Origin of the sequence: Pleomorphomonas carboxyditropha (assembly GCF_002770725.1) — a bacterium.
Classification (GTDB): Bacteria; Pseudomonadota; Alphaproteobacteria; order Rhizobiales; family Pleomorphomonadaceae; genus Pleomorphomonas; species Pleomorphomonas carboxyditropha.
On the sequence record NZ_NQVN01000019.1, the window covers coordinates 31,801 to 57,336 of the forward strand.

At 62.5% G+C, this 25,536-nt stretch carries 24 protein-coding genes; 8 read left to right on the forward strand and 16 right to left on the reverse strand.

Features of this window, described 5'->3' with window-relative positions; all coding sequences use genetic code 11:
* Positions 1-285: 285 nt before the first annotated feature.
* Positions 286-3,669, reverse strand: coding sequence for a hypothetical protein (locus CJ014_RS27600; RefSeq protein ID WP_133121897.1), 3,384 nt, complete (start codon positions 3,667-3,669; stop codon positions 286-288).
* A 178-nt stretch (positions 3,670-3,847) separates the two neighbouring features.
* On the opposite strand from CJ014_RS27600, the gene CJ014_RS20935 reads away from it, so the two are divergent.
* Together CJ014_RS20935 and CJ014_RS20940 are read left to right on the forward strand one after the other, a co-directional pair.
* Positions 3,848-4,321 carry a RipA family octameric membrane protein gene (locus tag CJ014_RS20935; protein ID WP_100082447.1) on the forward strand — a complete coding sequence of 158 codons (474 nt, stop codon included), beginning with the start codon at positions 3,848-3,850 and terminating at the stop codon, positions 4,319-4,321.
* 56 nt (positions 4,322-4,377) lie between these two features.
* Positions 4,378-5,301 (forward strand): DHA2 family efflux MFS transporter permease subunit, encoded by a 924-nt coding sequence (locus tag CJ014_RS20940; RefSeq protein ID WP_100082448.1) that lies wholly within the window; start codon positions 4,378-4,380, stop codon positions 5,299-5,301.
* Between the two features lie 163 nt (positions 5,302-5,464).
* On the opposite strand, the gene pstB is transcribed toward CJ014_RS20940, so the two are convergent.
* From pstB to CJ014_RS20985, 8 genes are all read right to left on the reverse strand, one after another.
* The gene (gene pstB / locus CJ014_RS20950) at positions 5,465-6,292 is read right to left on the reverse strand and encodes a phosphate ABC transporter ATP-binding protein PstB (protein ID WP_100082450.1); all 828 of its coding nucleotides are present in this window, start codon (positions 6,290-6,292) and stop codon (positions 5,465-5,467) included.
* A 12-nt stretch (positions 6,293-6,304) separates the two neighbouring features.
* Positions 6,305-7,141 carry a phosphate ABC transporter permease PstA gene (pstA, locus tag CJ014_RS20955; protein ID WP_100082451.1) on the reverse strand — a complete coding sequence of 279 codons (837 nt, stop codon included), beginning with the start codon at positions 7,139-7,141 and terminating at the stop codon, positions 6,305-6,307.
* A gap of 11 nt (positions 7,142-7,152) precedes the next feature.
* Entirely contained in the window at positions 7,153-8,112 is a 960-nt protein-coding gene (pstC, locus tag CJ014_RS20960; RefSeq protein WP_100082509.1) for a phosphate ABC transporter permease subunit PstC, read from the reverse strand.
* A gap of 156 nt (positions 8,113-8,268) precedes the next feature.
* On the reverse strand, positions 8,269-9,324 hold the full coding sequence (pstS, locus tag CJ014_RS20965; RefSeq protein ID WP_100082452.1) for a phosphate ABC transporter substrate-binding protein PstS: 1,056 nt from the start codon (positions 9,322-9,324) through the stop codon (positions 8,269-8,271).
* Positions 9,325-9,643: 319 nt separating this feature from the next.
* Positions 9,644-10,327 (reverse strand): glycosyltransferase family 2 protein, encoded by a 684-nt coding sequence (locus CJ014_RS20970; protein WP_100082453.1) that lies wholly within the window; start codon positions 10,325-10,327, stop codon positions 9,644-9,646.
* Positions 10,324-10,902, reverse strand: a complete 579-nt coding sequence (locus CJ014_RS20975) for a DedA family protein (RefSeq protein ID WP_100082454.1) — start codon at positions 10,900-10,902, stop codon at positions 10,324-10,326. The genes CJ014_RS20970 and CJ014_RS20975 overlap by 4 nt, the downstream gene beginning before the upstream one ends.
* The gene (locus tag CJ014_RS20980; RefSeq protein ID WP_100082455.1) at positions 10,895-12,037 is read right to left on the reverse strand and encodes a ceramide glucosyltransferase; all 1,143 of its coding nucleotides are present in this window, start codon (positions 12,035-12,037) and stop codon (positions 10,895-10,897) included. The genes CJ014_RS20975 and CJ014_RS20980 overlap by 8 nt, the downstream gene beginning before the upstream one ends.
* Before the next feature lie 720 nt (positions 12,038-12,757).
* The gene (locus CJ014_RS20985; protein ID WP_100082456.1) at positions 12,758-13,138 is read right to left on the reverse strand and encodes a VOC family protein; all 381 of its coding nucleotides are present in this window, start codon (positions 13,136-13,138) and stop codon (positions 12,758-12,760) included.
* Positions 13,139-13,246: 108 nt separating this feature from the next.
* Between CJ014_RS20985 and CJ014_RS20990 the strand changes: the two genes are divergently transcribed.
* The gene (locus tag CJ014_RS20990; protein WP_100082457.1) at positions 13,247-13,960 is read left to right on the forward strand and encodes a helix-turn-helix transcriptional regulator; all 714 of its coding nucleotides are present in this window, start codon (positions 13,247-13,249) and stop codon (positions 13,958-13,960) included.
* Positions 13,961-14,607: 647 nt separating this feature from the next.
* On the opposite strand, the gene CJ014_RS20995 is transcribed toward CJ014_RS20990, so the two are convergent.
* The 5 genes from CJ014_RS20995 to CJ014_RS21015 all read right to left on the reverse strand — a co-directional run bounded on the left by CJ014_RS20995 (position 14,608) and on the right by CJ014_RS21015 (position 21,305).
* Positions 14,608-16,980: a glycoside hydrolase family 3 N-terminal domain-containing protein gene (locus tag CJ014_RS20995; RefSeq protein WP_100082458.1), complete on the reverse strand. Its 2,373-nt coding sequence runs from the start codon at positions 16,978-16,980 to the stop codon at positions 14,608-14,610.
* Between the two features lie 50 nt (positions 16,981-17,030).
* A complete protein-coding gene (locus CJ014_RS21000; RefSeq protein ID WP_100082459.1) occupies positions 17,031-18,161 on the reverse strand; it encodes an ABC transporter ATP-binding protein in 1,131 nt (376 codons plus the stop codon).
* A 17-nt stretch (positions 18,162-18,178) separates the two neighbouring features.
* On the reverse strand, positions 18,179-19,018 hold the full coding sequence (locus CJ014_RS21005; protein WP_100082460.1) for a carbohydrate ABC transporter permease: 840 nt from the start codon (positions 19,016-19,018) through the stop codon (positions 18,179-18,181).
* Positions 19,019-19,020: 2 nt separating this feature from the next.
* On the reverse strand, positions 19,021-19,947 hold the full coding sequence (locus CJ014_RS21010) for a carbohydrate ABC transporter permease (protein WP_207765828.1): 927 nt from the start codon (positions 19,945-19,947) through the stop codon (positions 19,021-19,023).
* 71 nt (positions 19,948-20,018) lie between these two features.
* Positions 20,019-21,305, reverse strand: coding sequence for an extracellular solute-binding protein (locus tag CJ014_RS21015; RefSeq protein ID WP_207765829.1), 1,287 nt, complete (start codon positions 21,303-21,305; stop codon positions 20,019-20,021).
* Positions 21,306-21,567: 262 nt separating this feature from the next.
* Here CJ014_RS21015 and CJ014_RS21020 point away from each other — a divergent pair, with 262 nt between their 5' ends.
* The 4 genes from CJ014_RS21020 to CJ014_RS21035 all read left to right on the forward strand — a co-directional run bounded on the left by CJ014_RS21020 (position 21,568) and on the right by CJ014_RS21035 (position 23,655).
* Entirely contained in the window at positions 21,568-22,617 is a 1,050-nt protein-coding gene (locus CJ014_RS21020; RefSeq protein WP_100082512.1) for a LacI family DNA-binding transcriptional regulator, read from the forward strand.
* 102 nt (positions 22,618-22,719) lie between these two features.
* Complete coding sequence (locus CJ014_RS21025; RefSeq protein WP_100082461.1) at positions 22,720-23,049, forward strand: type II toxin-antitoxin system RelE/ParE family toxin; 330 nt, start codon at positions 22,720-22,722, stop codon at positions 23,047-23,049.
* Positions 23,046-23,342 carry a helix-turn-helix domain-containing protein gene (locus tag CJ014_RS21030; RefSeq protein WP_245427510.1) on the forward strand — a complete coding sequence of 99 codons (297 nt, stop codon included), beginning with the start codon at positions 23,046-23,048 and terminating at the stop codon, positions 23,340-23,342. The genes CJ014_RS21025 and CJ014_RS21030 overlap by 4 nt, the downstream gene beginning before the upstream one ends.
* A gap of 19 nt (positions 23,343-23,361) precedes the next feature.
* Entirely contained in the window at positions 23,362-23,655 is a 294-nt protein-coding gene (locus tag CJ014_RS21035) for a BrnA antitoxin family protein (RefSeq protein ID WP_100082462.1), read from the forward strand.
* A gap of 10 nt (positions 23,656-23,665) precedes the next feature.
* Here the strand turns inward: CJ014_RS21035 and pip are convergent, their stop codons facing one another.
* On the reverse strand, positions 23,666-24,637 hold the full coding sequence (pip, locus tag CJ014_RS21040; protein WP_100082463.1) for a prolyl aminopeptidase: 972 nt from the start codon (positions 24,635-24,637) through the stop codon (positions 23,666-23,668).
* Positions 24,638-24,769: 132 nt separating this feature from the next.
* Between pip and CJ014_RS21045 the strand changes: the two genes are divergently transcribed.
* Positions 24,770-25,240: a YccF domain-containing protein gene (locus CJ014_RS21045; protein WP_100082464.1), complete on the forward strand. Its 471-nt coding sequence runs from the start codon at positions 24,770-24,772 to the stop codon at positions 25,238-25,240.
* On the opposite strand, the gene CJ014_RS21050 is transcribed toward CJ014_RS21045, so the two are convergent.
* On the reverse strand, positions 25,225-25,536 hold the full coding sequence (locus CJ014_RS21050; RefSeq protein ID WP_100082465.1) for a hypothetical protein: 312 nt from the start codon (positions 25,534-25,536) through the stop codon (positions 25,225-25,227). The genes CJ014_RS21045 and CJ014_RS21050 overlap by 16 nt on opposite strands.

Genomic DNA, 25,536 nt, shown 5'->3' on the forward strand with positions numbered 1-25,536 from the left:
TAATAACGATTGTGGGAATGGAGATTTTTCGGCGAACCATGTGTTCAAACACGGTAAGGCCACCAAAGTTCTGTGGGCGCCCTCCAGCCTCATGCGGACCAACGTCATAGGTACTTAAAGACATATCTAGCAGCATAATTGTGGGTTTAGAGTCAACAATGGAACTTAGTCCACTCGATACCGATCGCTCTACGCACATAGTAGCGTCTTTGTACCGACTACGCACGAAGTCCGATATACGTTTAGCCTTAAATGCATCGTCTTCGACAAGCAAAACTCGGGGCATCATGCGGTCTCTATGGATTCACTTTGCAGGGTAATTGCTATCACGACACTCACACTAACAACGAATGAGTTATCCGTGAAACAAAAGTCAAGCGACTGCCGATTATCAGATGCTACTATACGTTTCAATTTAAGGAATCCAGACCCTCCTTCAAGCTTTACCCTCGATCGCCAGTCTCCAGAGACTATTTGTTCTCGTATTTTGTTAACCCTATTTTTATTATTCGCTGATATTACGTGAGGAGCAACTTCACTCTCAACATTGATTATGACTCGTATCGCGCTATCGTCCTCAAGGGGCTCGCTACGCATCTTTATTTTGACATTCGGCGTATTGCCGTTAACGCCGCAATGACGATGAACATTATCTAACACTGTGAAGAGGATGTCAGTAATTTCGACAAGAACATCAGGGCCTTGGAGGCCAAGGTCCTCGATTTCCATCTCCAGCTTCGGTTCAAACGAGCGATGAGCGTTCATCGTTGCCTGAACAGCAATTTCAACAATTTGATGCATCGTTCGGAGTGCAGCACGCTCATTCTTTTCGTTTGGCGCAAACCAGGCTGCGACCCTGTCCAAGCTTGCCTGCCAGTCTGTTGAGGCTTCAGCCACCGCTTTTTGCAATTCGAGGCGTGCTTGGTGTGAGCTTGCGAGCGACTTCGAGTCGCTAAGCATTCCTAGGGCGCTTTCCGCCCTTTCACGAAAATCACCGATAAGATAGTTCTTGACCTGTTGAAGGCTACGCTGAAGGAAGACATCCAACATCTCGTAGATTTTTTGAAGCAGATCATCCAGCGTGGTCGACTCGTCGATACCCGACCTAACATAATAAACTGACAAGGGAGTCATTTCGTAGGCAAACAGACCATCTGGTTTGTTCGGTGTACGAATTTGAAGGCGGGTCTTTATCAGATCGGATACAAGCTGTTCATACTCGATAGAAAAGCGCTCGATGTCTTCCTTGAAATCACGCCACCTGTCAGGGACGTCAAATTTTCCGGTCGCTTTATCACGGGCAACAAGGACTCCCGCTTCCTCTAGAGGGCCTCGCAGATGCCCCGCCAACGAGCCATGTCGCACGCGCATGCTGAGATAGGCATCGAGACCACACTCCTCATCATTAAAGTAGCGATGAACGACCGAATCTATAATCTCAATTAATAACTGCCCCTGTTCATCTTTCGGATAGAGCACCAAGCCAGTACCGCTAACATCTTTCCCTCCAAGGAAATCTTTGACAAGCTTTTCGAACTCTCCGGGATCTTCGAAGCCGGATTTGGCGCGGGTCAGCGCTTTGTATCGTTCAAAGCTCTCTGCCAACTCTTTCGATGCCCAACGTCCAAGACGAACAAGATCTACAAATACTCTGCTGCGATCTACGTCTTCGATCCCCTCTTCAATATCTATGCCTCTCGTTATATCTTTGATTTCATTCCGATATTCTGCGCTACGGTCGCTGTCGATCAAGGCAAGGGATGAGCAAACCGAGATTCGCTCTCGGAGCGTATCGCGCGAGGTTTTGAAAAGCCAGAAGCTGACGTCCATAACCGCCGGTATGCACACGTTGCGAAGGAAAGTTTTAACAGCCGCTGAGTTCGCCGCAAGGCCGCTTTCGGCTAGTTGGGTAGGTCGCTCAAATCCATACCCAGCAAGCGTATCCTCGTACGCAAACTGCAGCTGTTGAAAGATCTCCCTGTCTTCCTTAATTTGCAGGTATTCGAAGAGAACCACCGCGAGGGAAAGCTTATTATCGATTTCAAAGCGGATAGCCCTCAACTCGGATGTTATCCTCTCTAGCGCCAATAGTTGGCGAGTTCCCTCGCCGTTTACACAGAGACTTGCTGCTGTACCCACCGCATTCTCAAGATTTCCCAGTTCGATATAGGCAGCCACTATAATCGGTGCCATCCTTCGCTCGTCGCGCGATCCGGCTACGGGATAATGACAGAGAACGTCTAGCGCGAGCTGAGGCGAGCCGTCAGCGAGGGCTTTTCGAGCGCAAATCTCGCGAGCGATGGGGGACCCTGCACAGGCAATAGCGTCACCAGAAAGTGCTTGTCGCACCTCAGCCGCTGGCGCCACGGCTTTCGTCATCTCAAGAAGGACATCCGCGCAAGAGGCCGGGATTGTAATGGCTTGCCAAGGATGTAGAGTTTTTGAAAATAAGAAAAGGCCACTAGCGCGGGAAAGCGAAAATACAGGCAAGTCAAAAGACTGCAGCATTACAAAAGAGCTTATGGCGCGAATAATGTCTAGATGCCGAAAATTGGCTAACCGTTTCAGACCTGCATCGATAGTCTGCGCAAAATTCGTATTTCTTTCGATTGAAATTGCAACCAATCGCGCAATATCGGCAGCAAAATCCGTAAACTTTACATTTACCTCCTCTGGATTAGACAAAAACGCTTCAAGCGATATACCATTTCCTTTCACATCCCTATTTAGCTCGGCTACGGATTGTAAAGTAGGACTTTGGAGGAACTGCATTCGTTCTCCCAACGCATCGCCTCCTGATGTCAATCGGGAGAAAGCATATAGCGTTTCTGCAGACGGGATTTGTTCAGACTCACTCAAACTACTTAGAGCGTCCCGGAGGGTCATGTAAGCATCGATGATCGAGAGAGAGCTAATCGAAGCAAGAACCCCCGAGGCTTGTTCGTCACTCAATGATTCAAAAGTCTCGATACCGAGCAAATAGCTGTAGGCAAGATGTACCGTTACTGGCACCTTCCAGTTAGCCATGCTATTGCGCAATCGCGACTGGAATCGGGCATAGATTGTTCCCTCTTCGTTGCGTTGGCTTACCCAATACGCAATGACGGCAGCGGCGCTTCCCGGTGCAACACGCCCAAATGAACCAGCAAACTCCTTCTGAGCCTCAAGGCCACGTCCTGTTTGCAAGATCGCGATACGCAGCTCGATTGCCCAGAGACAAAGTCCAAACTCTTGCTCTATGTGGTCAAGTGCGACCAATGCGGCTTCGAATTCACCAAGAAGAACCTGCTTTTCGATCCCCTCTTGGAGTTTCCAAAAGCGGGTAATCTTCTCGCGCTGTTCGTCTAGAAGTTTTATTAGGAGATGGACACGATTAGTCAAGGACATCCCGGTCTGAACGTCGGAAAATACAAGAGATGACGGTTCGCGAACGGGAGATACAGGAAATATTCTTACCGTCTTGGACGGGAAACCTGTCAGCCAAGCTAGGAATTCGGGCGTCTCACTCGACGGTAACGACGCAAGCCCACCAAGTATAAGATCAACTCCCGATTTTTTGGGCGCGCCAAACCTGTGAATATGCGTAAGATATGGGCTCTTCGGGGTATTGAAAGTACCCCTGATTGCATTCTTGGCGGCGTCAATCGGCTTACGTCTGCGCTTTCTCATGCTCAACGGCCTGCAATTATTAATTGTATAGAATTGAATATCGAAAGCTTTTTATGGGCGCAAGGGCTCGGGGAAAAAATGATAAGGACCGAATTTGCTTTTTGGAACGTTGGGATTACACTTGTGAAACAGTTGTGCAAGGAGCGGCTTGGGCAACATATCGAGAGATAAGAGTAGCATGGGCGACAGAATTCTAAGTAATGAGGCCATTGCCAACCACGTTTGGAAGTATTTTGAGATCCACGCCAGCCAGAGGCTGACTGTATTTAATTTTTTCTCGGCGTTCTCTGGTTTGATTATAGCCGGAATTGGCGCCGTGGGGCAGGCTTCCCTCAATTATGCAGTTGTCGGAATCGCCTTAGGGGCCATACTGGTCGTGGTCTCCTTTGTATTTTGGAAATTGGACCAACGATCAGCCTTTCTTGTGAAACATGCGGAGGAGGCGCTGAAAGTGCTCGAAGGCGAAATGACTGCCGACCTTAAGCTCTTTACAAGCGAGCCGGTCCGACGCTCCGTGGCAAATAATGACGCTAATTGGCTTATCCAGCCTTGGACATTTGGCAAGTCGTTCCGATGCCTCTTCTTACTGACGGCAATTTGTGGTTTAGCTGCCTTAGTATTTTTCATAGCCCGCCTCTTGCGAGGGATCTAGGTGTTTGATCCGGGTTTTGAGGAAGCATTCTTTTAGCGGCAGTGGAACGAGGCGCCATGGCCGCCTTCCTCGGCTCGATGGAATACGTGCTGGAGGAAGGCCCGAGCAAGGACTGGCTCGACGACGAGCGCATCGCGCTGCTGACCGGCATCATGGTGATCGGCGGCATCGTGTTCTTCGTCCGCGCCTTCACCCGCAAGAACCCGGTCGTCGACCTCTGGGCGTTCAAGAACCGCAACTTCGCCTTCGGCAGCGCCTTCTCCTTCTGCCTCGGCATCGGCCTCTACGGCCTCACCTACCTCTACCCGCTCTATCTCGCCCGCGTCCGCGGCTTCTCGGCACTACAGATCGGCGAGACGATGTTCGTCTCCGGCGTGGCCATGCTGCTGACGGCGCCGATCGCCGGCCGCCTGTCCAGCAAGCTCGACCCGCGCGTCATGATGGGCATCGGCTTTGCCGGCATCGCCGTCGCCACATGGCTGTCGACCGGATTCACCGCCGACTGGGATTTCTGGGAGCTGTTCTGGCCGCAGATCTTCCGCGGCGTGTTCATGATGATCTGCATGATCCCGATCAACAACATCGCGCTCGGCACACTGCCGCCGGCCGAGATGAAGAACGCCTCGGGCCTGTTCAACCTGACCCGCAACCTCGGCGGCGCCGTCGGTCTCGCCCTGATCAACCAGATCATGACCAACCGCAGCGACCTGCATTTCGACCGGCTGCGCGACGCGGTCAACATCACCAGCTCCACCGCCATGTCGACCATCAGCGGCATGGAGCACACCTTGTCGGGGCTCGGCAGCAACGCCCACCTCGCCGCCATCTCGCGGCTGACCGGCCTCGCCCAGCAGCAATCCACCATCATGGCCTTCAACGACATCTTCGATCTGTTGACCGTGCTGTTCCTGGTGCTGGTCATCGCCCTGCCCTTCGTGAAGAAACCGGCGGCCCAGGGCGGCGGTGGCGGCGGGCATTAACCTTTTCCACACCGGGACGGAGACCGTTTGAGAAATTCGCTCCGGTGAGTCGGCTGGCACGGCTTTCGAGAACCGGAGCGGAGCGGACTTTGAGGTCCGTGAGCACCGGAAGCGCAGAAAGTCGCGTCAGACGGCCGCCGGAGTAGAATTTCAAAACGGTCTATCAGCCGAAGCGGCCAGTCACATACGCCTCGGTGCGCTGGTTCCGCGGGTGGGTGAAAATGTCGTCGGTGGCGCCGAACTCGATCAGTTCGCCGAGATACATGAAGGCCGTGTATTCGGACACGCGGACCGCCTGCTGCATGTTGTGGGTGACGATGGCGATGCAATAGGCGGCGCGCAGCTCGTCGATCAGTTCCTCGATCTTGGCGGTGGAAATGGGATCGAGGGCCGACGCCGGCTCGTCGAGAAGCAGCACCTCGGGACGAATGGCGATGGCGCGGGCGATGCAGAGGCGTTGCTGCTGGCCGCCGGACAGGCCGAGGCCGCTCTGCGCGAGCTTGTCCTTGACCTCCTCCCACAGCGCGGCTTCGCGCAGCGCCGCCTCCACGCGCTCGTCCAGCTCGGCCTTGCCGAGCTTTTCGTGCAGGCGGACGCCAAAGGCGATGTTCTCGTAGATCGACATCGGGAACGGCGTCGGCTTCTGGAACACCATGCCGATGCGCCCCCTCAGCTCTTCGAGGTCCTCGGATTTCGACAGGATGTTGCGACCGTCGAACAGAACCTCTCCCGTCGCCGTCTGTCCGGGATAGAGATCGTACATCCGGTTGAAGATCCTGAGCAGCGTCGACTTGCCGCAGCCGGACGGGCCGATGAAGGCCGTGACGGCCCGGTCGCGCAAGGTCACGTCGATGCCCTTCAGGACCTCGTGGTTCCCGTCATAGGAAAAGCGCAAGCCCCTGGCATCGATCTTGGCCGGCTTTTCCAGCGCCGAACCGATGGCGCGGCGCCCGTTCGATACACCGGCTTCGGGCGGACGAAGGTTGATCATGGCGGCTGTCCTTCAGGAATGTTTGGAGGTGCCGAGCGCGCGGGCGCCAATGTTGATGACGAGGATGGTCAGCGTGATGATGAACGCTCCCGCCCAGGCGAGCCGCTGCCAGTCGTCGTAGGGGCTCATGGCGAACTGGAAGATGACGACCGGCAGGCTCGCCATCGGCGCGTTCATGTCGGAATTCCAGTATTGATTGCTGAGCGCGGTGAACAAGAGCGGCGCGGTCTCGCCGGCGACGCGGGCGTAGGCGAGCAGAATGCCGGTGAGAAGGCCGTTGCTCGCCGCCCGCCAGACCACCGAGACGACGACGCGCCAGCGCGGCGTGCCGAGCGCCACCGCCGCCTCGCGCAGCGAGCCGGGCACCAGTTGCAGCATGTCCTGAGTGGTCCGGACGATGACCGGCAAGGCGATGATGACCAGCGAAACGGCGCCGGCCCAGGCCGAGAAATGCCCCATCGGCACCACCATGGCCGTGTAGACGAACAGGCCGATCACGATGGACGGCGCGCTGAGCAGCACGTCGTTGAGGAAGCCGGCCGCGGCGGCCACGCGCGACCGGCCGGAGAATTCGGCCAGCGCCGTGCCGGCCATGACGCCCAGCGGCGCGGCGATCGCCAGCGCCACCAGCGTCATGACGGCGGAGCCGTAAAGCGCGTTGGCAAGTCCGCCCGCCACGCCCGGCGGCGGCGTGTCCAGGTAGAACAGCTCCGGGCTGATGGCCGCGACGCCACGGCTGAGCAGCGTCCAGAGAATGGCGGCGAGGATGACGAGGCCGAAGGCCGTGGCGACCATCGACAGCAGCATGGCGATGCGGCTGGTCCAGCGTCGACGGGAAAGGCGGGACATCGGCAACCTCGTCAATGAAACGTGGAACGCTGGATCATCCACTTGGCCAGTCCGAGGACGAAGAAGGTGATGACCGACAGGATGAGGCCGAGGGCGATCAGGCTCGCGGTGTAGAGCGGCGACGTGGCTTCGGTGAATTCATTGGCGATCGAGGCGGAAATGGTCGTGGCCGGCGCCATCAGCGAGGCGGCGATCCGGTGCGAGTTGCCGATGACGAAGGTCACCGCCATGGTCTCGCCGAGCGCCCGGCCGAGACCGAGCATGATCCCGCCGACAAGACCGGTGCGGCAATAGGGAATGACGATGTGGCGGATCACTTCCCAGGTGGTCATGCCGACGCCATAGGCCGCTTCGCGCAGCATGGCCGGAACGGTCGCAAAGACATCCCGCGTCACCGCCGTGATGAAGGGCAGCGCCATGATCGCCAGCACCACGCCGGCGGTCAGCATGCCGACACCATAAGGCGCGCCCTTGAACAGCACGCCGATGCCGGGCAGATTGCCGAGCGTGGCGATGAGCGCCGGCTGTATCGTGCTCTGCATGATCGGCGCCAGCACGAAGAAGCCCCAGAGCCCGTAGATGATGCTCGGAATGCCGGCGAGCAGCTCGATGGCGATGCCGATCGGCCTTCTCAGCGGCGGCGGGCAAAGCTCGGTCAGGAAGATGGCGATGCCGAAGGACAGGGGAACGGCGATCACCATGGCGATGGCCGAGGTGACCAGGGTTCCGTAAATGGGCGCGGCGGCGCCGAACAGATCCTTGGCCGGACTCCAGCGGTCCGACCAGACGAATTCCGGGCCGAATTCCCTCAGCGCCGGCAGGGCGCCGAGGGCGAGCGCCACCAGCACGCCACCCAGAACGGCGACGACCAGCGATGCGGAGCCCCGGCTCAGGAGGATGAACAGCCGGTCGCCGAACCTGGTTCGGGCCGGGCGAGGCGGCCGGCCGGCCGCCGCCCCGAGGCCGGACATGGAGGGACCGTCGGCCACCGTGCCGGCGGAGGAGTCGGACGTCTTCAATGCTGGCGCCTTTGACCCGAAGGGAAGAAACGGATTTCGGCAAATGGAATCGGCGGGTGAAGCCCGTGCCCCCACCCGCCGAAGCAATGCTCTCCTCGGACGAAGAGATCACTGCACCGCGGTAAACGCGGGCTGGTCGCCGACCTTGATGGCCGACCAGGACGTCTCGACGAGCTTGGAGACGTTGTCGGGAATGGCGACATAGTCGAGGGCGGCGGCGTCGTCCTTGCCGTTCCTGTAGATCCAGTCGAAGAAGGTCAGCGCGCCCTTGTAGGCGTCCGGGTCCTTGCTCGCGTCGGTGTGGATGATCACCCAGGTCGAAGCGGCGATCGGCCAGCTCGTGTCGCCCGGCTGGCCGGTGATGACGACGTTGAAGTTCTTGGCGCCGGCCCAATCGGCATTCGAGGCGGCGGAGGCGAAGGTGTCGAGCGACGGCGTCACCACCTTGCCGGCGTCGTTGACCATCTTGGCAAAGCCCAGCTTGTTCTGGACGATGTAGGCATACTCGTTGTAGCCGATGGCGCCGGCGGTTTGCTTGACGGTGTTGGCAACGCCTTCGGAGCCCTTCGCGCCGAGGCCGACGGGCCACTCGACGGCGGTGTCGGAGCCGATCTTGTCCTTCCACTCCGGCGATACCTTGGACAGGTAGTTGGTGAAATTGAAGGTGGTGCCCGATCCGTCCGAGCGGTAAACGACGACGATCGGCTGGGCCGGCAGCTTGAGGTCGGCGTTCAGGGCCTTGATCGCCGGGTCGTCCCAACTGGTGATGGTGCCGTCGAAGATGTGCACCAGCGTCTCACCGTCGAGAACCAGCTCGCCGGGATTGACGCCCTCGATATTGTACATCGGGACGATGCCGCCCATGACCATCGGGAACTGGATCATGCTGTTCTGGGCGAGTTCGTCGTCCGAAAGCGGCTTGTCGGAAGCGCCGAACGTGACCGTGCCGGCTTCGACCTGCTTGATGCCGCCACCGGAGCCGATCGACTGATAGTTGAGAGCCACGCCGGTCTGTTCCTTGTAGGCAGCGCCCCACTTGGAGAACACCGGGTAGATGAAGCTCGAGCCGGCGCCGGAAATGTCGGCGGCCTGAACCGTGGTTGCCACGAGGAGGCCGGCCAGGCCGGCGGCGGTCGTCGCAAGGATTTTTTTGAATGGGGTCACGTCGTCTCTCCCAAGGTGCTTGTGTACTGGCCCGGAGGGAACCAGCTTGGTTCGACAAACGTCCGGCTATGCCCGTAGCATGACAGTCGGGTGACGGTCATATCGGTGTGGTTTTCAATATAGCGTGATTGGACCCGGCGGACGCGGATCGCGGCGCCGGCCTGTTTTCCTCTAGCCGATTGTTCTCCGGGGACGTTTGGGCAGGCCGGTCCCGGAAAACGGCGTATAGCCACGCCAAAACGGAAAAGACCTCCGGCCATCCGCCCGAAGGCAATCGCCTGTGAAGGCACGGAAACCTATATTGGCTCACGGAGCGGCCTCACCGCTTCGCCAGCCGGGTCAGCTCGCGGATCTGGCCGACGGCGCCCATGGGGCCGATGGTGCCGGCGATGTCCCAGAGCATGGCGGCGTCGGCGTAGATGCCGCGCCACAGGCCGCGCTTGACGGCCTTGGCCGGGCTCGCCACCCCGGGCCAGCCGACGATGGCCACCCGATGGCCGCCGGCGATCAGCAGCCGGTTGAGGAACACTTCGAAGCCGAAGCGGCGCAGCTGATCGAGCGCCGCCAGCCGGTCGGCGATCAGCGCCATCGGGAACACGCGCTCGCCGGAAATATAGTCGATGCCGATGCGCCGCCACACCCAGGGCGCGTTGCCGCGCAGCGACACCGAGGCGTAGGCCGTGCCGTCGGCCACCGGCGCGATCAGCGCGTCGACGGCCTCCGCCGTCAGGCCCTGGAGATCGGCGTCGACCAGCACCACGTGGCTCGTCCGCACCGTCTGGAGGCCGAGGCGCAGCGCCTGCGTCTTGCCGCGGTTGTCCGGCGCGCGCAGCAGTTCGGCGCCGTGCCGCAGCGCGACATCGCCGGTGCCGTCGGTCGAGCCGTCGTCGACCACCAGCACGCGGTCGAGCCGCCGATGGCCGACCACCGCCCTGAGCACGCCGGGCAGCCGCGCCGCCTCGTTGAAGGCGGGGATCAGGCAGGTGAAGCGCGGGCCGGTCATCGCTTCGCCCCTCCCTTGCGCCGAAAATAGACGACGGCGACCACCACGAGGCCGGCGGCCAGCAGCAGCATCGCCTCGCCCGACAGCCAGCCGGCGATGGCCTCGTGGGCGCTGCCGAACAGATAGCCGAGGGCGACGAAGAACAGCGACTTGGGGATGGCGGCCAGCGTATTGGCGATGATGAAGTCGGCGAAGGGCATGCGGGCGGCGCCGGCCGCCGTCAGGGCGGCGAAGCCGGCGGCATGGGTCAGCTTGGCGGCCACCAGGATGCGGGCGCCGTTGCGCCGGAAGCCGCGCATCAGGCCGAACATCCGCCGTCGCGACAGGCCCAGCCGCTCGCGCCACTTCGGGCCGAGGCCGCCCAGCGCCATGCGGCCGACGAAATACATCAGGCCGTCGCCCAGGACGTCGGCGACGATGACGCAGGGGATGACCTGCCACAGGCTGAGGATCGACAGGCTGGCGAGATAGCCGGCGATCACGGTGACGATCGGCCCTTCGAGCACGGCGAGCGGCGTCAGCACCCACAGGCCGTAGGTCGACATCATCGACACGAGCTCGGTGTGCTCAATCATGGTCCACCAGGACCGGCGTCATCCGCTCCTCGGCGTCGAGCGGCGCGATGGCGTTGCCGCGCCATTCGATGTCGCGCCTCAGGAAGGTCGCCAGCCACAGCACCGGCAGCAGCGCGTCCCGGAGCGGCAGCGCCACGATGTCGCGCCAGCCCGACGGCCAGCCGGCCCGCCGCATCAGCACCAGTTCGGCGCCGTACCAGAGGCCGGCGGTGATCGGCAGCATCACCGCCGCCATGTCGAGCCGGTCGGCGGCCACCACCGTCAGCACGAAGGGCACCAGCGGCCCGTTGAGCGGCTCGACGGCGAACAGCCAGGGGAAGCCGTCGCGGCGCACCCGGCTCCAGCGCAACTGCCGGTTCCACACCTCGCGGAACGTCCGCCGGCCGATCGGCTGAGCGAAGGGCAGCGGCGTCAGGCGCACCTTGAGGCCGGCGCCCCGCACCAGCTTGGTGGCGTTGACGTCCTCGGCCAGATAGCGGCCGAGCGCCTCGAGGCCGCCGGCTTCCTCCAGCATCCGCCGGTTCCAGAACAGCGTCTTGCCCTGGGCGAAGCCGTTGCCGAGGCTGTCGGAGGCGAATTGCAGGCGCGCCTGGTTGCCGTTGAGGAAGGCGCATTCCAGCGAGCCGGCGAGGCCGTCGGGCCGCTCGCCGATCGGCGGCGACGAGACGAGGCCGGTCTCCGCGTCCCAGGCGGCGACGACGGTGCCGAGATAGCCGGCCGGGAGGTAGAGATTGCTGTCGGCCATGCACACCCAGTCGGCCTCGGCCGCCTGCCAGCCCGGCGAGAGGTTGTTGAGCTTGGGATTGTGGGTGATCCGCTGCTCGCCGGTGAACAGGCGGGCGCGGCGTTCCGGATGCGCGGCGATCAGCTCCTTGAGCAGCGGCACGGCCGGGTCGTCGTCCGACGGCGCGCAGAAGATCACCTCGTAGTCGGGATAGTCCTGCGCGAACGAGCTTTCCAGCGTCTCCCGGTCGAAGGCCTCCCGGCCGCACACCGGCCTCAGCAGCGTCACCCTCGGCCGGCCGATCGCGCCTTCGAGCGGCGGCCGGCGGCGCAGGCGAACGAGGTAGAGACCGACGGTGAGCAGATGGGCGGCGAGCAAGGCTGCGGCAAGGACGATCACGGCTTCTGTCATGCGGGAACCACCTGAGCTTCCGGAGACCGGAGTTGAAAACCTGCACGGCCGACCATCGACCAGATGCAAGCGGCCGCTGTAGTCCCTGGACAGGCACGTGACGCTTGTAACCCAATCGCCACGTGGCATGAAGGAAACTATGGCGATCGCGTTATTTAGCTGAATAATAATGGCCGTAGAACGTCATTGCCCCCGTGTTGATGCCTTTCGATCGGCTACCCGACGCAGTCGACTTCATCAATCATGAATTCGGCCAAGTCAAACCAATCCGCTTGGGGGCGTTCTAGGGGCGCGGTTCGAAACGGCAAGGTCGTCGTGCGGGACCTATATCAGCTTCACTGCCCTATCCTGCCCGAGGTCCTGCGCCTTCGCGCAGGATGACAGGTGATGGATAGGGTTACGGATACGCTATGGATGTACTATGTAACTGTTTAATATATATAATTCTGTCATCCTATGCGAAGGCATAGGACCTCGGGCAGAATGGAGCGATCGGCCGATATCGCGCTCCAAATGTCGCGACATCCTATATCCGTCCCTCGCCCTTTTCGGCCTGAGGTCCTCCCGCCTTCGCGCAGGGCGACAGATAAATTACATCTATAAATCAATATTATAGCCTCCCAAAACGCCAGCGAGGTGGCCTCGGGAGGGAGGTCGGCCTCGCACTCGACGCCGGGGGCATGTCGCGCGGCCGGCGTTTCCGGCTCGAATTCCGGTCGATCAGGCGATGTTCGTGGTGTCGGTTGCGCAGACGCGCAGCCTGTGTCCGTCGGGATCGGCGGCCACGAATGTATAGCCGAATTCCAGCGTGGTCGGTTCGAGTACGATCTCGATGCCCCTCGCCTTCCATTCCGCCCAAAGCGCATCGACTTCCTCGGTCGTGGCGTTGCTGAAAGACAGCTCGAAGCCGCCGATGCCCTGCTGGGGCTTGGGGTCGATAGCGTGCTTCGCCTGCAGGCCGACAACAAAACTGTCGGCCAGGGCGAAGACGCAAAAATCCTGGAATGTTTCAACGGGATCGGCTTTCAGTATATCCTTGTAGAATGCCGTGCTGCGATCGACGTCATCCACGTAAAGTATGAGGCTATTGGGTCGAAACATCGCTGATATTTCCCTCGTCTCCGAATTCCGGCCAAGCGGAATGCCTATGGAACCGATGGCCAATATCCCCTAACCTTACTGACAAAACACGACAGTAAGGGACCAGACATGGCGCGAAGCGACCGACTCCTGCGATTGCTCCAGGCTCTCCGCACCTTGCCCCATCCGGTGACCGCCGTTCGGCTGGCGGAAGAGACCGGGGTATCGGTTCGCACCATTTATCGCGATATCGACGGTCTCAGGGCCGCCGGGGCAACCATCGATGGCGCGACGGGCCTCGGCTACCATCTGGTCGAGGATATGGCCCTGCCGCCTCAGACGTTCAGCCGGGTCGAGATCGAAGCCCTGGTCTTGGGGCTCGAGGAGGTCAAGCACGTCGGCGATCCGAAATTGGCCAGAGCCGCCGAGGCGGTGTTCGCCAAGATCACGGCAACACTGCCGGAGCGTCTGCAACTGCATGCCATTCACGCCGTGAACGGCATCTACAGGCCGACCGCGCCCGCCGCCCCGTCTCTCGACATGGCCGCCCTGCGTTCGGCCTGCTGGCAGGAAGACGTTCTGGCGATTCGCTACACGGACGAAAAAGGGCAGACGACGGATCGGGAGATCTGGCCGCTTTCGATTCTTTACCTCGAAAACGCGCTGATACTGATCGCAAAATGCTGCCGGCGAAAGGCGTTCCGACGTTTCAGAATAGATCGCATCAAGGATTTCAGTCCGACCGGTCACAGCTTTCGCCCGCATAGGGTCGCCCTGCTCCGGGAGTTCGTCTCGCAGGCGCAGGCCGAGGAGCGGCGCCCGTCGGATACCAAGTCCAGGTGATCCCAACAGGGCCCGGGACAGGGGATCCGAATCCTTGCGCAAAGCCGGGAGTGTCCCTCAAGACGGACACGGGGGACCTATATCAGCCGCGCCGCCCTATCCTGCCCGAGGTCCTATGCCTTCGCATAGGATGACAGATTTATATATAGGAATCAGCTTCATAGGTCGTCATCCTATCTATGGGTTGTCCTATCTATAGATTGTCATCCTATGCGAAGGCATAGGACCTCGGGCAGAATGGAGCGATCGGTCGATATCGCGCTCCAAATGCCGCGTCGCCCTATATCCATCCCTCGCCCTTTTCGGCCCGAGGTCCCGCGCCTTCGCGCAGGATGACAAGCGAATTATATACAGAAATCAAAATATTATAGCCTCCCAAAACGCCAGCGAGGCGGCCTCGGGAAGGAGGTCCGCCTCGCACTCGACGCCGGGGGGCGTGATGCGCGGTTGGGAAGCGACCGCGCGTTCTCCGGAGGTGCGGGAGTTATCACCGCCGGAAACTCGAAAAGGATCGGCGCGGCCTGGCGCCCCTCCCTCAAACCTTGAAATCCTCCGCCTCTTTTATCCTCTCGAAACGATTCATCTGCAAGCCGCCGCTCGCGCCGGGGCGTATTCCGCCCCGGCGGAGTGGCTTTTTTGTCATACAATTAGGCGACGGCGAACCGGCTCTCCATCCGCCACTCCCTAGGCAGTTTGCGCGTCTTGCCGGTGACCTCGACCTTGGCCTTCAGGCGGATGTCGGCGCTGGAGGCGCCGAGCTGCAATTCGTGCTCGCCCGGCTCGACGACGCGGTAGCCCTCGGGGCCGGTGAAGCACAGCATGTCGACCGGCACGGAGAAGGTCACACGCTTCACCTCGCCCGGCTGAAGCTCGACGCGGCCGAACGCCTTCAGCTCCTTGACCGGCCGCACCACCGAGGCGAGCACGTCGCGGATGTAGAGCTGCGGCACGGCGACGCCCTTGCGCGAGCCAGTGTTCCTCACCGTGAAGCTGGCGACGATCTCGCCCTTTTCCACGTCCACCGTGTCGGCGGCGAGCTTCAGATCCTCGAATTCGAAGCTGGTATAGGACAGGCCGTGGCCGAACGGATACTGGCTGCCGAAGTGGCGGGCGATCGGCGTGCCCGAGCTCTTGAGCTTGTGATTGTAGAAATAGGGCGCGGCGCCGACGTTCTTCGGCACCGACAGCGTCAGCCGGCCGGACGGCTCGACCTTGCCGGTCAGCACGTCGCAGAGCGCGTTGCCGCCTTCCTGGCCGGCGAAGAAGGTCCACACCTGGGCGGCGATCTTGTCTTCCAGGCCGCCGAGATTGTAGGGCCGGCCCGACGACAGCACCACGACGACGGGCGTGCCGGTGGCGACCACCGCGTCGAGCAGCTTCTGCTGCACGCCCGGCAGCTCCAGCGTGTCGGCGTCCGAGCCCTCGCCCACCGTGCCGGTCTGGAAGATGCCCGAGAGGTCGCCGACGCAGACGATGGCGACATCGGCCGCCTTCGCCGCCTCGACGGCACCGGCGATCAGGTCGGTGCGCGTCGACAGCGACGATGCCTGCTCGACCACCGACGAGTCGGCGACGTCGCCGGGGAACACCGGCGCGCCGGCCTTGCGCTCGTCGAGGATGTTGCAGCCGCGGGCATAGATCAGGTTGGCTTGGCCGGCGGCGGCCTGGAAGGCGGCGCGCGGCGTCACCACCGGGCCGGCGCTCTCGTTGGCGTCGGAGAGGATCAGGTGCACCGGGAAGGAATAGTCGCCCAAGAGCGCCAGCGGGTCGTCGGCGGCCGGGCCGATCAGCGCGATCTTCTTGCCCGGATCGAGCGGCAGGATGCCGTCGTTGGCGACGATGGTCACCGACTGCTCGGCCACCTTGCGGGCAAGGCTGACCGCCTCCGGCGTTTGCAGCCGGATCGCCGTGTCGTCGGCATAGGGCTTCTCGAAGATGCCGAGGCGGAACTTCTCGGTCAGCACGCGGACGACGATCTCGTCGATCTTCTCCAGCGTGATCAGGCCGCGGTCGAGCGCCTCGCGGAGATGCGTCGCGCAGTCCTCGCCCGGCAGTTCCTGATCGAGGCCGGCGTTGAAGGACAGCGCCGCCGCCTCGGCCTGATTGCTGGCAAGGCCATGGTGCTGGTAGAGCAGGCTGACGCCGATATAGTCGGCGACCACCAGGCCGTCGAAGCCCCAGTCCTCGCGCAGCACCTTGGTCAGCAGGTGCTTGCTCGCATGGCTCGGCTCGTTGTCGATGTCGTGATAGGCCGGCATCACCGAGCCGGCGTTGGCCTGCTTCACCGCCATTTCGAACGGCAGCAGGAAGATGTCGTTGAGCTCGCGCCAGCCGAGGTGGATCGGCGCGTGGTTGCGGCCGCCTTCCGAGAAGGAATGGCCGGCGTAGTGCTTCAGCGTCGCCAGGAAGTCGCGCTTCGGCCCCTGCATGCCGCGCACGTAGCGGGTGGCCATGACGCCGACCAAATAGGGATCCTCGCCGAAGGTCTCCTCGGTGCGGCCCCAGCGGGCGTCGCGGGCGACGTCGAGCACGGGAGCGAGGCCCTGGTGGCCGCCGAGCGAGCGCACCTCCTCGCCGATGATCCGGCCGACCGCCTCGATCAGCTCGGGATTGAAGGTGGCGCCATAGGCGAGCGACGACGGGAACAGCGTGCCGCCGCGCGCCATCATGCCGGAGAGGCATTCCTCGTGGCTGATCGCCGGAATGCCGAGCCGCGTCTCCTCGACCAGGAACTTCTGCAGGCTGTTGAGCGCCCGGACGCCCTCGGCCGGATCGACCGAGCGGGTGCCGAGCGGCCGGGTGATCTGCCCCAGGCCCTTCTTCAGCATGTCGGTCAGCGTCGTCTCGTCCGACTGACCGATGAACGCGTCCTCGGTGCGCGGGCGGTGCTGGCCGTGCTGGTCGAGCACCAGCCACATCGCGTGCATCTGGGCGATCTTCTCTTCGATGGTCATGCGTCCCAGGAGGTCGGCGACGCGATCGGCGATCGGCTTGCTGGGGTCTTTGTAAACGAAGGTCATTGGGGGCTCTTTGCGGCCGTCGGCCGTCCTGCGTGGAGGTCTGGGAAGGATCAGAGGTGGCTGAGCGCGATGCCGTCGGCGTCGAACAGGTGGCAGCAGTCGGCGGGCGCCGCGAAGCTGGCGCTGTCGCCGGCCTTGAAGCCGCCGTCGCCCGCCACCTTGGCGATCAGCGGCGCCGGCGTGCCGCCATCGAGGTAGACGAAGCTGTATTCGCCGAAATGCTCCACCGCCGACACCCGGCGCGTCAGCGTCTGGGCGCCAAGCGCGGCGCCTGACGCGGCGACCGGCGCGAGATGCTCCGGCCTGACGCCGAGCGTCACGGCGGCGCCGGCGGCGAGCGTCGAGCCGTCGACCGGCACCACGATCTCCTCGCCGCTCTTCAGGGCGACGCGGGCGCCGTCCGCCTGCTGGCCGGCGAAGCTCGCCTCGATGAAGTTCATGGTCGGCGACCCCAGGAAGCCGGCGACGAACAGGTTGCGCGGCCGGTGGTAGAGGTCGAGCGGCTTGCCGACCTGGGCGATCGAGCCGTGCTTCAGCATGTCCTTGCCGGCATGCAGCAGCACGATCTTGTCGGCGAGCGCCATCGCCTCGGTCTGGTCGTGCGTCACGTAGATCATCGACGCCGCCGGGAAGTTGCGGTGCAGCGTGGCGATCTCCGAGCGCATGTGGACGCGCAGGGCGGCGTCGAGGTTGGAGAGCGGCTCGTCGAACAGGAACACCTTCGGCTGCCGCACGATGGCCCGGCCGATGGCGACGCGCTGCCGCTGGCCGCCGGAAAGCGCCTTCGGCATGCGGTCGAGCAGCGGCTCGATCTGCAGGATGCGCGCCGCTTCCCTGACGCGCCGGTCGATCTCGTCCTTGGGCGTCTTCGCCTGCCTGAGGCCGAAGGCCATGTTGTCGTAGACGCTCATGTGCGGGTAGAGCGCGTAGTTCTGGAACACCATGGCGACTTCCCGGTCGGCCGGCTCCACCTTGTCGACCACCCGGTCGCCGATGCGGATCTCGCCCGAATAGGCGGTCTCGAGGCCGGCCACCATCCTGAGGAGCGTCGACTTGCCGCAGCCCGACGGCCCGAGGAACACGCAGAACTCGCCGTCATCGATCTTGAGATCGACGCCGCTGATGACGGGGAAATTGGCGCCGAAGGACTTGTTGACGCCGGAGAGAGTGATGCTGGTCATGGAATGTCTCCGAAGCCTCAGCCCTTGACGGAGCCGGCCATCATGCCCTTGACGATCTTCTCCTGCCCGAAGGCGTAGGCGACGACGAGCGGCAGCGATGTGAGGGTGACGACGGCGAGGATGGCCGGGATGTTGGAGGAATACTGGCCCTGGTAGTCCCAGATGGCGAGCGGCAGCGTGCGGGTGCTGGTCGAGGAGGTCAGCACGTAGGCGAAGATGAACTCGTTCCACAGCATGATGGCGTTGTAGATCGCCACCGTGGAAAGGCCCGGCCCGGACAGCGGCAGGAAGATCTTGAAGAAGATGGCGAAGGGACCGCAGCCGTCGAGCCGCGCCGCCTCTTCCAGCTCCTTGGGGATCTGCCGCATGAACTCGGTGAGGATGAACACCGAGATCGGCAGCGAGGTCGCCACATAGGGACCGACCAGCGCGAACGGGCTGTCGTAGAGGCCCATGTCGCGCGTCATCAGGTAGATGGGCACCAGCGTGATGTGGATCGGCACGATCATGCCGGCGACGATCAGCCCGAACAGCGCCTCGTTGAAGCGGAAGCGCATGCGGGCGAAGGCATAGGCGGCCATGGCCGAGATGAGCACGATCAGCAGGACCGAGATCACCACCACCATCACCGAGTTCTTGAGATAGGCGAGGAAGGGGCCCGAGAGCACGTCGGCGTAGTTGACGAAGTTGAGGCCCTCCGGCAGCGCCCAGACAGAGCTCGCGTAGGATTCCTGCTGCGTCTTGAAGGTGGTCATCACCATGAACAGGAAGGGCACGGTGGTGACGGCGAGCCAGAAGAGGCCGAGCACGGGCACGGCGACGCGGCCGGCGGCGCGGGTGACGGGGGATGTCGCCATGATCAGACCTCCGTCTCGTAGCGCTTGGAGAAGCGCAGCAGCACCGAGGCGATCAGGATGACGATGATGAACATCGCCGAGGCCACCGTGCTGCCGTAGCCGAGCTGGAACGAGGAAAAGACGTTGCGGTACATGTAGGTGGCCATCAGTTCCGAAGCGCCTTCCGGCCCGCCGCCGGTCATCACGTAGATCAGGTCGAAGTAGCGCAGCGCGCCGATCACGCTGAGCACGATGGCGGTGCGCAGCGTGCCCTTGAGGTGCGGCAGCTTCATCTTCCAGAAGATGGTGGTCTCCGAGGCGCCGTCGAGCTTGGCGGCTTCCGAGATCTCGGCCGGGAAGGAGGCGAGGCCGGCCATGAACAGCACCATGTAGAAGGGAATGAACTGCCAGCAGACGACGGCGATCACCGCGCCGAGCGCGAAGCGCGTGTCGCCGAGCCAGTCCTGGGCGAGGGAACCGAGGCCGACGTAGTCGAGCAGCGCGTTGAGCGGGCCGAAGTTGACGTCGTAGAAGTATTTGAACAGGACGCCCAAGGCGACCGACGACATCAGGAGCGGCAGGAAATACAGGATCTTGAGGATGCGCGAGCCCTTGCCGGCGTTGTCGAGCACCACCGCCAGGATGAGGGCGATCGGCATCTGGATCAGCACCGAAAAGACGGCGAGCAGGATGTTGTTCCAGGCGGCTTCCCAGAACAGCGCGTCGGTGGCGAGCTTCTTCCAGTTGTCGAGCCCGACGAAGCGGGCATTGGCGCCGAGGCCGTTCCAGTCGAGGAGCGACAGGCGGAAGCTGTCGATCAGCGGATAGATCAGGTAGACGGCGAGCAGCAGCACGGCCGGGGCGAGAAAGACGGCCGGCGCCAGTTTCTTGAGGGACAAAGCCGCCCCTGCCGCTCCGCCGCCGGCGGAACGCGTCGATATATCGGTCACGGAAATCCTCCGGTCAGCTATTTTGCCCTGCCGGCGTCAACCGTCGGCAGGACCGTTCGTCGGAGGAGAGGTTATTGCAGCTTGGCCTTGGCGGCAGCCTCGAACTCCTCGGCCACCTGCTCGGGCGTCTTCGACAGGCCGAACAGCGCCTGCGAGGTGTCCTTGTGCAATTCGCCGAGCTCGGGCGGCAGCTCCTGGTCCCACCAGAGCTGCACGCTCGGCGCCTTGGCGACCAGCGAGTAGACCTCGGTGAGGAACGGGTTGTCGGTCTTGACGTCCTTGAGCGGCATGATGCGGTTGTCGGCGAGGCGGCCGGCGGCGGCGGTGTCGTCGGTCAGGAACTTCAGGAGCTCGACGGCCTTGTCCTTCTCCGGACAGGCGTTCGACACCGAGATGTAGTTGTCGCCGAGCGTGCCCAGGAGGTTGTTCGGATCGCCCTTGCCGTCCGGCACCGACGGGAACTGGAAGAAGCCGAGCTTCTTGGCGAACTCCGGGTTCTCGTTGCCGATGGTCGAGGCTTCCCAGGTGCCCATCAGCTCCATGGCGGCCTTGTCGGTGTAGAGCAGGCGCCGCGAGCCGCCGACGTCGTAGTCGAGGCCGTTGTAGCCCTTCTGGAAGGCGCCGGCGTTGACCAGCTCCTGCAGCCGCTTGCCGGCTTCCACGAACACCGGATCGGCGAACGAGCCGCCGTCCTTGCGCTGCACGGCGTTGGCGAAGGCCTCGGGGCCGCCGATGCGGTCGACCAGGTAGCCGTAGAACATCGAGCCCGTCCACTTGTTCTTGTTGGCGAGCGCGAACGGGGCGATGCCGTTCTCCTTGAACACGTCGATCACCTTCAGGAGCTCGTCCCAGGTCGTCGGCGGCGTCACGTTGTACTTGGCGAACAGCTCCTTATTGTAGAACACCACGGCGATGGCGGTGTTCTCGGCCGGCAGGGCGTAGATCTTGCCGTCGATGGTGGAGGCGCCGAAGCTGGCCGGCAGGAAGCGGTCCTTGAAGGCCGGGTCGCTGTCGAGATAGGGCGTGAGGTCGACCACCTGGCCGGCCTTCACATATTCGCGCAACGGTCCGCCGCCCCAGGAGCTGAACACGCACGGCGGCTCGTTGGCGCCGAAGGCGATCTTGATCTTGGTCTTGTAGGCGTCGTTGAGGATGTGGGTATCCTCGACCTTGTAGCCGGGGTTGGCGGCCTCGAAGCGGTCGGCGGCGCCGCGGATCACCTTGACGGCGCCGGCCGTGGTCTGCAGGTCCCACTCGGTGATGACCTTGTCGGCGGCCTGCGCGGCGAACGGAACGACGGCGGCCATGGCGGCGCCGCAGGCCAGCGCCGAAATCTTGCGAACGAAATTAGAAGACACCTTCTCCTCCCAAGGATCACGTTGAGTTAGCAACGGGTGACAGCGGAACGTTAGCGCTAACGTTCCATCGCGTCAACTCTACCAGTTGGCTGTTGACGGAAACCTGCGGAGGGCTCTTGCTGGCAGGGTGCACCCTGTTCGGTGCCGCCCGTCGCCAGCGGTTTTCCGCGCCTTTTCGGGGCGCGGCGATCGCCGGCGCAGTTGACAGTCCGCGGGTCATCGGACAAACAGAAACCTGATCCGGAAACCATTCGACCAAATGATGAAGCGACAATACCCAACTTTAGCCGAGGTCGCCAAGGTTGCCGGTGTCTCCCTGATGACGGCTTCGCGGGCGATCAACAACCGGCCCGGCGTCTCGCCCGAGAAGCGCGAGGACATCCTGCGCATCGCCGACGAGATGGGCTATGTGGTCAACCGCGCCGCCCAGAAGCTCTCCGGCGCCCGCACCCGCATCATCGCCGTGGTGGCCGAGCTGCACACGCCCTTCACCTCCGACCTGGTGCTCGGCATGGGCGCGGTGGCGCGCGCCGCCGACTACGAGATGCTGGTCTATTCGCTGCCGGTCTGCGACCGCCGGCCGCCCGGCTCCATCCTCGACCTCCTCCACCAGATCGCCGACGGCGTCATCGTCATCCTGCCCTACGAATCCGACTATCTGGAATCGGTCGTCTCGGCCCACATTCCGGTGGTGACCATCGAGCAGGGCGCCGTCTCGGCCTTCCCGTCGGTGACCGCCGACAACTACCAGGGCGCCATCTCGGCCCTCCAGCACCTGATCGAGCTCGGCCACCGCCGCATCGCCTTCATCTCCGGCAACGACCGCCTGACCTCGGCGCGCGACCGCCGCCGCGCCTATCGCGACATCCTCGCCCAGGCCCGCCTGCCCTACGACCCCGACCTCGAGGTGGCCGGCGACTTCTCGCGCAAGAGCGGCTTCGAGGCGGCCAACAAGCTGCTCGCCCTGCCCGACCGGCCCACCGCCATCTTCGCCGCCAACGACATCTCCGCCTATGGCGCCATCGCCGCCATCCGCGAGGCCGGCCTCAGCGTGCCCGGCGACATCTCGGTGGTCGGCTTCGACGACATCCCCATCGCCTCGCAGCTCCACCCGCAGCTCACCACCGTCCGCCAGCCGCTGCAGCAGATGGCCCGCGCCTCGGTCAACCTCCTCCTCGCCCTCGTCGCCGGCCTCGACGCCCCCTCGGAGCAGATCGTGCTGCCCACACAGCTCATCGTCAGAGAATCGACGACGCCGCTGAAGGCAAGGAAGAGGAAGGACGAGGCGGTGAAGGTGGGGGTTGGGAGGTAGGGGAAGAGGCAATACCCCTGACTGCCCGCAACGTGGCAATGCTCATGAGGACATTGAGCTAGAACGTCCTTTTTGGTATACAGAATTTTGTATGGAGCAGACATGAAGGCTCTGGCGTTCATAGGATCAGCACAAGACGACCTACGAGCGTTCCCGGCTGCAGCGCGCGAGGAGGCGGGCTATCAATTATACCTAGTCCAAACGGAAAAAGAACCGGATGATTGGAAGCCGTTTTCGGAAATCGGCAGTGGCGTGAACGAAATCCGCGTCAGGGATTCCAGTGGAATTTACAGGATCATGTATGTTGCGAAGTTCTCGGATGCTGTCTATGTCCTGCATTGCTTCCAGAAGAAGACGCAGAAGACCTCTGTTTCGGATGTCGAGTTAGCCAAGAAAAGATATAACTCTCTGGTTAGGAGCTTACGGCCATGAGCGACGAAGAAATGATCAGCGAGCGTTATGTCTCAGTTTGGGATGCGATCAGCGACACACCTGCCGAGGCTCTCAACATGCAGATGCGTTCCGAACTGATGGTCGCGCTGAAGACAATCATCAAGGCAAAGGGTTGGACGCAAGCCGAAGCTGCAAAGCAGCTTGGAGTCACTCAGCCGCGCATCTCCGACCTCCTGCGAGGCAAGATCAGCCTGTTTGGACTCGACAGCTTGGTCAATATGGTAGCCGCCGCCGGCCATCAGGTGGACGTGAAGGTTCGAGACGCGGCCTGACGGAAACAAACCCGCCAGAATGCAAAGCAAGAAGAAGACGCCGGACTTCCAGCCCGGACGCGGCTACAGCAAGGCCGACTGGGACGAGGTTTTGGACAGCCCCGAAGCAACGGCGGAACAACTGGCACAGGCAAAGCCATTTGCCGAGGTTTTCCCCGAACTTGCGGAAAAGACGCGTCGCACGCGCGGCCCACAGAAGGCGCCGACCAAGGTGTCGGTGACGCTACGGCTCGACAGCGACGTCGTCGAGCGCTTCCGGGCGAGCGGCAAGGGCTGGCAGAGCCGCATCAACGAAATCCTGAAGCGTGCTTGACGCGTCGCCCCTACTCTCCATCTGGCTGACCTGCAAACGCATCGAGCGCCAAGCGCATTTCCCTGAAAGATTGCGGACCGCCATGCCCTTCGGATTCCACGATCACAAGGCGGCTTGCCGGCCAGTGATTGTGAAGCGCCCAAGGCGTAATGGCTGGCCCGCTGATATCACGGCGGCCGTGGATCAGGACGGCCGGGATATGGGCTATCACCGGCATGCGTTTCAATATCTCCTTGCCGTCTCGCAGAAAACCGTCGTTGGCCCAGTAATGGGTGACGAGCGTCGCGAAAACCAATCCCCGTTCATCGTCGAACCGCTGATCGATCGGCACCCAATTCGGATCGAGGGAAATATGGGCCGTTTCCCAGTCGTTCCAGGCGCGAGCCGCCCGCAATCGATCCTCTACGTCCGATGTCGCCAGCCTGCGCGCATAGGCCTCGACGACGCGCTCGCCGGGACGCCGACCGGAATCGCGCTCGAACCGTTGCCAAGCCTCGGGAAAGATTCGCCCGACGCCGTCGGTGATCCAGTCCACCTCGTCGCGGCTGGTGGTCGTGACCGCGACGAGAACCAGTTCCGAAATCTTGTCCGGGTGTTCCTCGGCATAGGCGAGCGCGAGCGTCGTTCCCCACGATACGCCGGATATTAACCATGCTCCAATGCCGAGGCGTGTCCTGACCGCTTCGATATCCTCGATCAAAGCTTGCGTCGTATTGGTGTGCAACTCGTCGATGGCCTCGGCAGCAAGAGGACGACTGCGCCCGCATCCCCTCTGGTCGATCCCGACGATGAGGTATTTCAGCGGGTCGAAGCGCTGCCGGTAACTGCCCGAACCAAGGCCGCTTCCCGGACCGCCGTGCAAATAAAGCGCGGGCTTCCCCTTGGGATTGCCGGAAACCTCCCAATAGATCCGATTTCCGTGGGCGACCTGAAGAAGCCCGGACTCAAAGGGTTCAATCGGAGGGTAGAGATCCTCGCTCATCGGCGGAATTTGGGATAGTAACGGAGCCGTCGTCAATCGAGTTCAGGTCGCCTCCCCCGATTACTTGCCGACCTCTGCAATCCCTACCTACCCCCTTGGTGGAACTTTCCGCCCTCACCCCACGGATTCACCATGCGCCTTGCCGGCAACGTCATCTGGTTCGTCTTCGGGGGCGCGTTCACCGCCCTCCTCTGGCTGCTCGGCGCGGCGGTCTTCGCGCTTTCCATCGTCGGCCTGCCGCTGACGCGGGCGGCGATCGAGATGGCCAAGCTCAGCGCCTTTCCGTTCGGCAAGGACGTGGTCCACGTCCGCGAGCTCGACGGCAAGGGCCTGACGCCCACCACGGCCGTCACCGGCACCGTCGGCTTCGTCTTCAACGTGCTGTGGCTGCTCACCTTCGGGCTGGCGCTCTGCCTCTCCTACCTCGTGCTCGGCGTGATCTACTGCGTCACCATCATCGGCATTCCCTTCGGCCTCCAGTGCTTCAAGCTGGCCGGCATATCCCTCTGGCCGGTCGGCCGGCGGGTCGTCAGCCTGGAACTGGCGCAGGCCGCCCGGCGGCATACGGCGGAGGAAAGATACGCCCGCTATCGCGGCCGGTGACCGAACGTCCTCTTGACGAGCATGGCCCTGCTGTTGTCGCCGGACGCCGATGCGGTCGCCCGCTCCAGGCTGTCCTGCGGCGCCACCCGTTCATAGCGCTCCTCGTCGCTCTGGATGCGATATTGCGGCTGGCCCTCGGACCACGGCAGGATCGCGGTGATGCGGTAGACGCCGGCGGCCGAGGCATATTGGAAGCTGGGCTTCAGCAGCACCAGTTCACCCACCTTGAAGATATGGACCGTGGCGCTGCGCCTGACGGCGGGGCTCGCCCGGAGTAACACGTCGGCAGTTGTCAT

Excerpts from the sequence above, each read along its gene's own strand:
- CJ014_RS27600 (WP_133121897.1), bottom strand. The coding sequence starts at position 3,669 with ATGAGAAAGCGCAGACGTAAGCCGATTGACGCCGCCAAGAATGCAATC.
- CJ014_RS20935 (WP_100082447.1), top strand. The coding sequence starts at position 3,848 with ATGGGCGACAGAATTCTAAGTAATGAGGCCATTGCCAACCACGTTTGG.
- CJ014_RS20940 (WP_100082448.1), top strand. The coding sequence starts at position 4,378 with ATGGCCGCCTTCCTCGGCTCGATGGAATACGTGCTGGAGGAAGGCCCG.
- pstB (WP_100082450.1), bottom strand. The coding sequence starts at position 6,292 with ATGATCAACCTTCGTCCGCCCGAAGCCGGTGTATCGAACGGGCGCCGC.
- pstA (WP_100082451.1), bottom strand. The coding sequence starts at position 7,141 with ATGTCCCGCCTTTCCCGTCGACGCTGGACCAGCCGCATCGCCATGCTG.
- pstC (WP_100082509.1), bottom strand. The coding sequence starts at position 8,112 with ATGTCCGGCCTCGGGGCGGCGGCCGGCCGGCCGCCTCGCCCGGCCCGA.
- CJ014_RS20970 (WP_100082453.1), bottom strand. The coding sequence starts at position 10,327 with ATGACCGGCCCGCGCTTCACCTGCCTGATCCCCGCCTTCAACGAGGCG.
- CJ014_RS20975 (WP_100082454.1), bottom strand. The coding sequence starts at position 10,902 with ATGATTGAGCACACCGAGCTCGTGTCGATGATGTCGACCTACGGCCTG.
- CJ014_RS20980 (WP_100082455.1), bottom strand. The coding sequence starts at position 12,037 with ATGACAGAAGCCGTGATCGTCCTTGCCGCAGCCTTGCTCGCCGCCCAT.
- CJ014_RS20985 (WP_100082456.1), bottom strand. The coding sequence starts at position 13,138 with ATGTTTCGACCCAATAGCCTCATACTTTACGTGGATGACGTCGATCGC.
- CJ014_RS20990 (WP_100082457.1), top strand. The coding sequence starts at position 13,247 with ATGGCGCGAAGCGACCGACTCCTGCGATTGCTCCAGGCTCTCCGCACC.
- CJ014_RS20995 (WP_100082458.1), bottom strand. The coding sequence starts at position 16,980 with ATGACCTTCGTTTACAAAGACCCCAGCAAGCCGATCGCCGATCGCGTC.
- CJ014_RS21000 (WP_100082459.1), bottom strand. The coding sequence starts at position 18,161 with ATGACCAGCATCACTCTCTCCGGCGTCAACAAGTCCTTCGGCGCCAAT.
- CJ014_RS21005 (WP_100082460.1), bottom strand. The coding sequence starts at position 19,018 with ATGGCGACATCCCCCGTCACCCGCGCCGCCGGCCGCGTCGCCGTGCCC.
- CJ014_RS21020 (WP_100082512.1), top strand. The coding sequence starts at position 21,568 with ATGAAGCGACAATACCCAACTTTAGCCGAGGTCGCCAAGGTTGCCGGT.
- CJ014_RS21025 (WP_100082461.1), top strand. The coding sequence starts at position 22,720 with ATGAAGGCTCTGGCGTTCATAGGATCAGCACAAGACGACCTACGAGCG.
- CJ014_RS21030 (WP_245427510.1), top strand. The coding sequence starts at position 23,046 with ATGAGCGACGAAGAAATGATCAGCGAGCGTTATGTCTCAGTTTGGGAT.
- CJ014_RS21035 (WP_100082462.1), top strand. The coding sequence starts at position 23,362 with ATGCAAAGCAAGAAGAAGACGCCGGACTTCCAGCCCGGACGCGGCTAC.
- pip (WP_100082463.1), bottom strand. The coding sequence starts at position 24,637 with ATGAGCGAGGATCTCTACCCTCCGATTGAACCCTTTGAGTCCGGGCTT.
- CJ014_RS21045 (WP_100082464.1), top strand. The coding sequence starts at position 24,770 with ATGCGCCTTGCCGGCAACGTCATCTGGTTCGTCTTCGGGGGCGCGTTC.
- CJ014_RS21050 (WP_100082465.1), bottom strand. The coding sequence starts at position 25,536 with ATGACAACTGCCGACGTGTTACTCCGGGCGAGCCCCGCCGTCAGGCGC.